General features: G+C 69.6%; 6 protein-coding genes. 2 read left to right on the forward strand and 4 right to left on the reverse strand.

Translation table 11 applies throughout. The annotated features are described in order from the left end of the window. Window positions 1–91: 91 nt before the first annotated feature. Window positions 92–1,606 (reverse strand): histidine--tRNA ligase, encoded by a 1,515-nt coding sequence (gene hisS, locus Q4F04_RS14135; RefSeq protein ID WP_303370446.1) that lies wholly within the window; start codon window positions 1,604–1,606, stop codon window positions 92–94. Between the two features lie 48 nt (window positions 1,607–1,654). On the opposite strand from hisS, the gene Q4F04_RS14140 reads away from it, so the two are divergent. Further along, window positions 1,655–1,855, forward strand: coding sequence for a SlyX family protein (locus Q4F04_RS14140; protein WP_303370447.1), 201 nt, complete (start codon window positions 1,655–1,657; stop codon window positions 1,853–1,855). Window positions 1,856–2,305: 450 nt separating this feature from the next. On the opposite strand, the gene Q4F04_RS14145 is transcribed toward Q4F04_RS14140, so the two are convergent. Together Q4F04_RS14145 and gatB are read right to left on the reverse strand one after the other, a co-directional pair. After that, window positions 2,306–2,926 (reverse strand): DUF4177 domain-containing protein, encoded by a 621-nt coding sequence (locus Q4F04_RS14145; protein WP_303370448.1) that lies wholly within the window; start codon window positions 2,924–2,926, stop codon window positions 2,306–2,308. A gap of 78 nt (window positions 2,927–3,004) precedes the next feature. After that, window positions 3,005–4,519, reverse strand: a complete 1,515-nt coding sequence (gene gatB / locus Q4F04_RS14150; RefSeq protein ID WP_303370449.1) for an Asp-tRNA(Asn)/Glu-tRNA(Gln) amidotransferase subunit GatB — start codon at window positions 4,517–4,519, stop codon at window positions 3,005–3,007. A gap of 141 nt (window positions 4,520–4,660) precedes the next feature. On the opposite strand from gatB, the gene Q4F04_RS14155 reads away from it, so the two are divergent. Continuing rightward, window positions 4,661–5,290: a hypothetical protein gene (locus Q4F04_RS14155; RefSeq protein ID WP_303370450.1), complete on the forward strand. Its 630-nt coding sequence runs from the start codon at window positions 4,661–4,663 to the stop codon at window positions 5,288–5,290. Between the two features lies 1 nt (window position 5,291). Here the strand turns inward: Q4F04_RS14155 and Q4F04_RS14160 are convergent, their stop codons facing one another. Then, window positions 5,292–6,407, reverse strand: coding sequence for a hypothetical protein (locus Q4F04_RS14160; protein ID WP_303370451.1), 1,116 nt, complete (start codon window positions 6,405–6,407; stop codon window positions 5,292–5,294). Window positions 6,408–6,632 lie beyond the last annotated feature (225 nt).

Consider the following 6,632-nt stretch of genomic DNA (forward strand, 5'->3'; position numbering starts at 1 on the left):
AGGATGTCGGGGGCGACCTCGACGGCGCCTGCCGCGCGGAAGGCGCCGAGGATGCGGCGGCCCACCTGCGCCTTGACGGTGCGGGGGATTGTCATTCGTCAGAAGCGGGCGTTCTATCTTCCGCTTGCAACTCCAGATAATACTGGACTGTTTCGACTAGTTGTTCCACTGGCACCTCAACTTGCGAAGGGTGCACGGCCCATTCAGCACGGGTTATAAATGTTGCTAGCTGCTTTCCTAAAACCAGATCTTTGATTTGAACCCTTCCATTTGCTGCTTCGTCTGGGCCTTGTATGATAGCGATAGGTGCACCGCGCTTGTCAGCATATTTAAGCTGATTGCCGAAGTTCTTTGGATTGCCAAGATAGACTTCTGCCCGGATGCCTGCTCTCCGTAAAGCAGCCGCCATCGCCTGATAGTCGGCCATGCGGTCACGGTCCATGACGGTGACGACCACCGGACCCTGCGCCGTGGTCCCCGTCAAACCCTTTTCTCGCAGCGCGGCCAGCAAGCGGTCCACGCCGATGGAAACGCCCGTCGCGGGCACCTTCTGCCCGGTGAAGCGCTCGACCAGATCGTCATAGCGCCCGCCGCCCGCGACCGAGCCGAACTGCCGCTTGCGGCCCTTGTCGTCGAGGATCTCGAAGGTCAGTTCCGCCTCGAACACCGGGCCGGTGTAGTAGCCCAAGCCGCGCACCACCGAGGGGTCGATCACCACGCGATCCGCGCCCATTCCCATCGCGTCAAGCATTCCGGCGATCCGGGCCAGTTCGTCCACACCCTCTGCCCCCACGACCGAGCCGCCGACAGCCGCGCGCAGGTTCTCCAGCGTCCTTGCGTTGTCGCCACCCTTCGAGGTCAGGAAGCGCAGCACTGGATCGGCCTGCGCGGCGTCCAAGCCCACCCCCTCGATCTCGGCGCCCGACGCATCAAGGCGCCCGGTGGTCAGCAGTTCGCGCACACCGGCCTCGCCGACCTTGTCGAACTTGTCGATCTGTCGCAGCACGTCCGCCGCCTGTTCGGGCTGGACCTGCGCGGCCTCCAGCACGCCGTTCAGGACCTTGCGGTTGTTCACCCGCACAAGGTAGTCGCCGCGGGCGATCCCCGCCGCTTCCAGCGCGTCGGCCAGCATGGCGATGATCTCGGCATCCGCCGCCACGCTGGCCGCACCCACGGTGTCGGCGTCGCATTGGTAGAACTGCCGGTAACGCCCCGGCCCCGGCTTTTCGTTGCGCCAGACCGGCCCCATCGCATAGCGGCGATAGGGCGAGGGCAGGTCATTGCGATACTGCGCCGCGACCCGCGCCAAGGGGGCCGTCAGGTCATAGCGCAGCGCCAGCCAGTCGCCCGAGCCGCCGCCGGGCACCGCTTCCTCCTGCCAGGCGAAGACGCCGGCATTGGGGCGGTCCACGTCGGGCAGGAACTTGCCCAGGGCCTCGACCGTCTCGACGCCGCTGGTTTCCAGCGCCTCGAAGCCGTGCAGGTGATACACGGCGGCGATGCGGTCCAGCATCGCCTTGCGTTCCGTGACCTCCGGCCCGAAATAGTCGCGAAAGCCCTTGGGCGTCTCGGCGCGCGGGCGGCGCGGTTTCTGATCCTTGGCCATGCGGGGTATCCTTCAGGTCGTGGGCATCGCTTATCGGAAGGGGGCGGCATGGACAAGTTGCAGGCGCTGGAGGAGCGGATCGCCCATCTGCAGCGCAGTGTCGAGGACCTGTCCGATGTCGTCACCCGGCAGTCGGCCGAGATCGCCCGCCTGTCCCGCCGCGTGGGCTTGCTGATGGACCGCGAGGCCGAACGCGAGGCCGCCGAGGGCACTATTCCCTTAGCCGACCAGCGCCCGCCGCACTGGTAGGCTTCAGCGGCTGCGGAACTGCCCTCCTGCGGGGGATCAACGCCGTCGGCAGAATGGACAGCGCCGGGCGCATATCCCCGAGGATCGCGTGTCGTCATGACAGAACCGCGCCGGCAAAGAACGAGGCCGTCATCCAACTGGCCGGAATACCGGGGGATGGCGCAGGTGGCGCCGGCGCCATTTCCGTGGGTCGTGAACAGGATCACGTTCGGGACGCGCCGGACAGCCAGACGCTCGGCGATCCTTGGCCTGCCTGGCTTGAACCCACTCACTTTGCGCCCTCGGCAGGTGCCGTGCGAATGCGGCGCAGCCGAGAGGGCCGGCAGCAGTGGTCAGCAGGAGGGATTTCAGAAGACAGCCCTTGTCGATGCTGACCGCCCACCTGGGCGGGAGGTCGGGCAGAGGCGTGACAGGACCACGATGGCTGCGTGAGTGCGAAATCCGCCCGGATCAGCGCTCGGCGGGACCCAGCCGGCCGCCGTTGCCCGGCATGGGCTCCGAGAAGATGCCGCCCGACCGGGTGTCCGGCCGCTGCGCGGAAAGCGGCGGGCGCTGGACGAAGGGCGGCGCCTCGGCCGGGGCCTCGGCACGGTCGGGGTCGAAGCCCGGCTCGTCATAATCGTCCACCCGCGCGGCTTCCGCCCTGGCGGGTTCGGAAAGCGTGGTCTCGGCAGCCGGATCGCCGTCGGGCCAGTCAGGCGGAGGGTCTGCCTGAACCGCCGCGGTCGGCGCCCTTGCCGCCGGCTGCGCGGCAGCCAGGGGACGCAGGGCCGGTCCCGCCTCGTGCGAGGCCGCAAGCGGCCGCTGCGTACCAACGTCCTGCTGCACCTGCGCGGGGGCAAGCGGGCGGCGGAAAACCAGCAGGTTGTGATAAACGGTCGTGCGGCTGGTCAGGCCGCTGCGTTCCTCGCAGGGCAGCGTCTCGGCGCGGACATATTCCCAGCCCTCCTGCGCCATCCGGTTGATCTCGGTCGCCAGCGCATGGGCGAAGCGGTCGGCGCCGCTGCGGGCGCCGCGGATCTTCTCGCCCCGGTTCGGCGCGGGCAGGACGGTGTATTCATAGGCTTGCATCGCACGCTCCTTGCGGCCCGGTCGCGTCAGTTTTAGCCGAACGCCCTTCTCCTCGCCAGCGTTGCGGATGGCCGGGGCTCAGAGCGCCAGCTTCTTCGCCACCAGCTCATTGACCGCCACGGGATTCGCCTTGCCGCCGGTGGCCTTCAGCACCTGCCCCGTGAACCAGCCCGCAAGCTTGGGGTTCGCCCTGGCCTTTTCCACCTGCGCCGGATTGGCGGCGATGATCTCGTCCACCGCCGCCTCGATCGCGCCAAGATCGGTGACCTGCTTCATCCCGCGCGCCTGCGCGATCTCGGCGGGCTCTCCGCCCTCGGTCCAGACGATCTCGAACAGGTCCTTGGCCATCTTGCCCGAGATTTCCCCGCTGGCGATCAGGTCCAGCACACCGCCAAGCTGTGCCGCCGAGACCGGGCTTTCGCCGATGGACAGCCCCTGCTTGTTCAGCCGCCCGAATAATTCGTTGATGACCCAGTTCGCGGCCTGCTTGCCATCGCGGCCCTTCGCAACCGCCTCGAAGAAGTCGGCGTTCTCGACCTCGGCCGTCAGCACGCCCGCGTCATATTCCGAAAGGCCGAGGCCCGTGACGAAGCGCGCCTTCTTCTCGTCCGGCAGTTCCGGCATCGAGGCCGCGATGTCGTCCACCCACGCCTGCTCGATTTCCAGCGGCAGCAGGTCGGGGTCGGGGAAGTAGCGGTAGTCATGCGCTTCCTCCTTCGACCGCATCGAGCGGGTCTCACCCTTGTCGGGGTCGTAAAGGCGGGTTTCCTGCACCACCGTGCCGCCGTCCTCGATGATGGCGATCTGGCGGCGGGCCTCGTATTCGATGGCCGCCTGGATGAACCGCATCGAGTTCATGTTCTTGATCTCGCAGCGGGTGCCGAGGACCGAGAAATCCCCGGTCTCGATGAAGCGCTCGTAATCGCCGGGCTTGCAGACCGACACGTTCACATCGGCCCGCAGGTTGCCGTTCTGCATGTTGCCGTCGCAGGTGCCCAGGTAGCGCATGATCTGGCGCAGTTTCGCGACATAGGCCGCCGCTTCCTCGGGGCCGCGGATGTCGGGGCGGCTCACGATCTCCATCAGGGCGACGCCGGTGCGGTTCAGGTCCACGAAGGACAAGCCTGGGTCCATGTCGTGGATCGACTTGCCCGCGTCCTGCTCCAGGTGGATGCGTTCGATGCGGACACGGCGGGCGACGCCGGGGGCCATGTCCACGATGATCTCGCCCTCGCCGACGATGGGATGGTAAAGCTGGCTGATCTGGTAGCCCTGCGGCAGGTCGGGGTAAAAGTAGTTCTTGCGGTCGAAGGCGCTGAACAGGTTGATCCGCGCCTTCAGGCCCAGCCCGGTGCGGACCGCCTGCGCCACGCAGAACTCGTTGATGACCGGCAGCATCCCCGGCATCGCTGCGTCCACGAAGCTGACGTTCGAGTTGGGTTCGGCCCCGAAAGCCGTCGAGGCGCCGGAAAACAGCTTGGCGTTCGAGGCGACCTGCGCATGGACCTCAAGCCCGATGACCAGTTCCCAGTCGCCCTTGGCCCCGGCGATGACCCTGGGTTCGGGGGCGGTATAGGAAAGGTGGTCGAGCATGGTGGCCTCCGGCAGTGTTGCGGTGGTTTCTATTGCCGCGGCCGGTTCGGGACAAGGGCCGCCTGCGCCGGACCCGCGATGCCGGTTGAGGGCGGGCGTCCCGCAGGCTAGACCACGAGGCGGAAAAGGAAGGGAAACCTCATGCAGCGCAAGATGCTTGCGGCATTGGCGGTTGCGGTGCTTGCCGGCTGCGGCGTGACCGAGGCCGCACGGCAGGCGACGACCGCCCCCACCATCGCCCCGGGCGGGCGTTCCTCGATCACCGGATGGCTCACCCCTGACGCCCAAGCCCCCGCCACGGATGGCGTGAGCGGGGACATGGAATGGAAGCAGGCAGCCTTGGGCGCGCTGGAAGCCGAGGGCGTCACGCTGCTTTCCGCCCTGCCCGCCGACGTGTTGCAGTTCTGCCCCGGTTACGCCCGCCAGACACGCGAGAACCGGGCGGCCTTCTGGGCGGGGCTGGTCTCGGCCATAGCCGAGCGGGACGCCCGGCCCGAAGCCCGCGAAAGGCGGCTGCCGCTGGTGCAGATCTCGTTGCCGGACGCGCGGGCGAACGGCTGCGGCGGCGCGATGACGGACGGTGCCGCCAATGCGCGCTGCGCCGTGCGGATCATGGCGCAGGCGGTCGCGCGGGACGGCGCCATCGCGGGCCGAAGCAGTGCGGGCGGTTCCGGCTGGACAGGACTTGCGCGCAACTGGCTGCCGCTGCGATCCGACCGGCAGCGCGGCGAGATCGCGGGCTGGACCCGCAGGCAAAGCTACTGCCGCTAGGTCAGCGGCCGTTCAGGATCGGCAGGTTGTAGGTGCGCCCGCCCTTGACGTAGCTGATCTTGCCATTGCCGATCGAGTTGATCGCGCCGCCGTCGATCCGGTCGCCCAGGCGCACCGTCACGATCTTGCCGTTGCGAAGGCGGATCAGCCCGCGGCTGGCCCGCCCCGCGCCGATCACGCCGATGACCTGCGTCTTGTTCAACTCGATCCCGCGCGCCGTCGCGTTCTTGGCCACATCGCCGGTGGTGCGGCCCTCGGCAGGCTTCTGGGCGATCTCGGGCTCGTCATCGACCTCGGGCGGCCGGTAGCTGCCGCGTGCGGCGATGGCGGCGCGTTCCTCGGCCTCGGCCTGCGCCCGGGCGCGTGCTTCGGCGGCGGCGCGGGCCTGCAGTTCGGCCCGCGCGTCAGCCGCCGCGCTCTGGCGGGCGCGTTCCTCGGCCTGCCGCTGCAGTTCCTCGTCCCGCAGTCGCTGGGCGGCCTCTGCCGGAGCAGGCTGGACACTGGCAGCCGGGGGCGCCGCGGCAGGCGCCGTATCGGGACGCGGCCGCATGGTGGCCGCAGCGGCCAGCGCCACGGTTTCAGGCGCGGCGGCTGCGGCGCGGACAGGCTTGCGGACGGGCACGAGCGACGCGGCGGCGGCCATGGCCGCAGGTTCTGCCCCCGTCCTGGCGCCGACCGCCTCGGCAAGCGCGGCCTCGACAGCCGCAGGCGCGGGCGTTGACCTACCGCCCCCAGCGGGCCGCGCCACTGGCCGTCCCTTGCTGCTGGCAGCCGTCCTGACCGGCGCGCTTGCAGCCTCGGCAGGGCTGGCGGGCTTCGCCGTCGCGCGCTTGGCCGGGCGGTCCCCCTGAGCCGCCGCCGGCCTTGCCGCGACGGCTTCGGCGATGGCCGCATCCACCGCCGAAGCGCTGCCGGGACGGCGGGACGGCCGGCTTTCGGCATAACGCTCTCCTGCCGCGGGGGGCGGGGACAGGCGCGGCAGCCAGGGATTGGCGGCGTAAAGATCGGACAGCAGGGAATCCGCCGCCACCCGCTCCTGCGCGGTCATCTCGGCCGCGGTCACCGATTCGTCGGCCGAACCTTCCTCGGGACGCGGCCGGGGTCGGGCCGGCGACACCGGCGGGGTGCTGGTGGCCTGCGGCCGTGCCGCTGCCCGCGGCGCGGCTTCGGGGCGCGGGGGGGGCGCCGGACGCGCGGCGGCAGGTGCTGCCGCCTGAGGGGCACGGGCCGGGGCTGCCGCCCGGTCGGACGCGGGTGCCCGAGACGGCTGAGAGCTTTCCGCCGGGGGCCGAGAGCTTGGCCGCTCCGAACGGGTCAGCGCGCTGCGACCGGGCACCACGGC

This window comes from Paracoccus sp. (in: a-proteobacteria), assembly GCF_030536915.1.
GTDB lineage: Bacteria > Pseudomonadota > Alphaproteobacteria > Rhodobacterales > Rhodobacteraceae > Paracoccus.